This window comes from Acidovorax cavernicola, assembly GCF_003581445.1.
Window position 1 is genome coordinate 1 of record NZ_QXMN01000124.1, and the last position, 2,789, is coordinate 2,789.

The 2,789-nt window shown below is 69.5% G+C and carries 3 protein-coding genes; 2 read left to right on the forward strand and 1 reads right to left on the reverse strand.

Annotation, left to right across the window (positions count from 1 at the left end; all coding sequences use genetic code 11):
* A partial coding sequence (locus D3H34_RS34380; RefSeq protein WP_167481311.1) for a hypothetical protein occupies window positions 1-502 on the forward strand: 502 nt, incomplete at its 5' end.
* Window positions 503-514: 12 nt separating this feature from the next.
* Here the strand turns inward: D3H34_RS34380 and D3H34_RS31480 are convergent.
* Window positions 515-1,441, reverse strand: a complete 927-nt coding sequence (locus D3H34_RS31480) for a LysR family transcriptional regulator (protein WP_119558735.1) — start codon at window positions 1,439-1,441, stop codon at window positions 515-517.
* Window positions 1,442-1,524: 83 nt separating this feature from the next.
* On the opposite strand from D3H34_RS31480, the gene mdlC reads away from it, so the two are divergent.
* A partial coding sequence (mdlC, locus tag D3H34_RS31485; RefSeq protein WP_119558736.1) for a benzoylformate decarboxylase occupies window positions 1,525-2,789 on the forward strand: 1,265 nt, incomplete at its 3' end.

The following is a 2,789-nucleotide window of genomic DNA, read 5'->3' on the forward strand; positions in this document are numbered from 1 at the left end:
CAAGGACAGCATCCTGGCGGCGCTGCACGAGTCGCTGCGCGACCGGCATATGGCCGAAGTCGATGCGCGCCTCGACCCCGCGCATTGGGCGGGCAGGACCTTGCAGGAGCTGACGCTGAACTACAGCCAGCATCTGCTCGACTATTACGCCGCCAACCATTTCCTGCTGGTCGCAATCCTGAAGATGGATGACGCGCAGGTACAGCAGCGCGTGGCCGCGACGCTGCAGCATGTGGCGCAGCGCCTGTCCCAGGCGCTCGTGGTGATCCTGGGGCGCGAGGTGCCGCTGCTGCAGGTCGATCTGGCGATACGCAGCGTGTTCGCGCTGGTGCAGCAGAAAACGCTGTTCACTCCGGTCGGGCTGCGGCGAGCGCATGCCGATGACTGGCTCGATCCGGCGCGCGAATGCGCGCTGGTGATGCAGCTGTGCCTGGGCGCCCAGGGCGAAGCGGTCGAACCAATGCGTGCGCCGGGCCGTGGCCAGGCCAGAGACCAGGCCTGAATCCGGGCGGGGTCAGCGGCCGCGCTCGGCGCCGGCCTGCGGCTGGCGGAACAGCTCCTCGATGCAGGCGCGCAGCCAGACCTTGGCCGGCTCCTGGGCGAAGCGTCGGCTCCAGTGCAGCGAGACCGCGAAGCGGTGGTCGGGCAGGCTGGCTTCGAGCAGGGCGTAGCCGCCCCGGCGCACAAAATCTTCGGCGATTTCGTGCGGCATGATCACCGCCAGATCGGTCTGGCTGACGATCGCCGGCACGGCCAGGAAGTGGGCCGCCGACAGCCGTATGCGGTCGGTGAGTTCGAGCGCCTGCAGGATGCGCAGCGTCTCGGAGTGCGAGCGCACGGCAACGAATTCGAGCTGGCGCAGCGCGTCGATGCCCAGCTGCGCGCTTTTTTTCTTGCGCAGCAGCGGGTGCAGGCTGCGCAGCAGCACGCAGTAATGGTCCTGCAGCAGCACGCTGCGCTCGGTGCTCAGCACGCCGGGCAGAAAGCCGATCGCCGCATCGAGCGTGCCGCGGTCTAGTGCATCGGCGATGTCGTCCATCGGCAGCGGCAGCGTCTCGATGCGTATGCCGGGCGCACGCGCACGCAGCGCCGCCATCAGCGCGGGCAGGAAGCGCGCTTCGCCGATGTCGCTCAGGTGGATGCGAAACACCTGGCGCGCGGCCTGCGGATCGAACGCCTGGGCTTCGCCCAGGCCGACTTCGAGCGCGGCCAGCGCTTCGCGCACCACGCGCGCCAGGCGTTCGGCGCGCGGCGTGGGGCGCACGCCGCCATGCATGCGCTCGAACAGCGCATTGCCCAGCAGCAGCCGCAGCCGCGTGACGGCCTGGCTGGCCGCGGGCTGCGACAGGCCCAGCTCCTCGGCCGCGCGGCTCACGCTGCGGTGGCGGTAGACCGCGTCGAACACGCGCAGCAGGTTCAGGTCCAGCCGGTTTATATCCATGGAGTGAATATCTCTTAGATGATTTATGCGGTTGCTGGAAATTATCGCCGCGGGCACGATGCGTCGTACGCCAAGGAACCGCCATGCAAGAGACAACCTCCCAGAATTCCGCCCCCTTCACCGTGCGCCATGCCGTGATCGACCTGCTGCGCCAGCTCGGCATGACACGCATTTTCGGCAACCCGGGCTCGACCGAGCTGCCGCTGTTTCGCGACTACCCCGAAGATTTCTCCTATGTGCTGGGCCTGCAGGAGGCCGTGGTCGTGGGCATGGCCGACGGCTATGCCCAGGCCACGCGCCGCGCGAGCTTCGTGAACCTGCATTCGGCCGCGGGCGTGGGCCATGCGATGGCCAACATCTTCACCGCGTTCAAGAACCGCACGCCGATGGTGATCACCGCGGGCCAGCAGGCGCGCTCCATCCTGCAGTTCGACCCGTTCCTGCACTCGAACCAGGCGGCCGAGCTGCCCAAGCCCTATGTGAAATGGAGCTGCGAGCCGGCGCGCGCCGAGGACGTGCCGCAGGCGCTGGCGCGCGCCTATTACATCGCCATGCAGGAGCCGCGCGGCCCGGTGCTGGTGTCGATTCCGGCCGATGACTGGGACCACCCGGCTGAGCCCATCGCGGTGCGCGAAGTCGGCTTTGAAAGCCGGCCCGATCCGCGCGTGCTCGACCTGATAGGTGCGGCGCTCGACGGCGCGCGCGCGCCGGCGCTGGTCGTGGGCGCGGCCGTGGACCGCGGCGACGCCTGGGACGCGGTCGTCGCGCTGGCCGAACGCCACCAGGCGCGCGTCTATGTCGCGCCGATGTCGGGGCGCTGCAGCTTTCCCGAAGACCATCCGCTGTTCGCCGGCTTCCTGCCCGCGATGCGCGAACGCATCGTGCAGCTGCTCGGCGGCCACGACGTGGTGTGTGCCGTGGGCGCGGCGACGTTCACCTACCATGTCGAAGGCCAGGGCCCGCACATTCCCGAAGGTTCGGCGCTGTACCAGCTGATCGAGGACCCGGCGATCGCGGCCTGGGCGCCCGTGGGCACGGCGGCCATAGGTAATATCCGCCTGGGCGTGCAGGAGCTGCTCGCGCGGCCCGCACCGGCCCAGCGTGCCGCTCCCGCACTGCGCGTTGCCGCGCCGCGCGCCCAGCCGCCCGAGGCCGGGCAGCGCATGTCGGTCGCCTGGGCGATGCAGACGCTGGCCGAAGTGCGCGACCCGCGCAGCATCATCGTCGAGGAAGCGCCGAGCTCGCGCTCGACCATCCAGGCCTATCTGCCCATCTTCCATTCGGGCACGTTCTACACCATGTGCAGCGGCGGCCTGGGCCACAGCATGCCCGCGGGCGTGGGCGTGGC

Coding starts and splice junctions, on each gene's coding strand:
- D3H34_RS31480 (WP_119558735.1), bottom strand. CDS start 1,441: ATGGATATAAACCGGCTGGACCTGAACCTGCTGCGCGTGTTCGACGCG.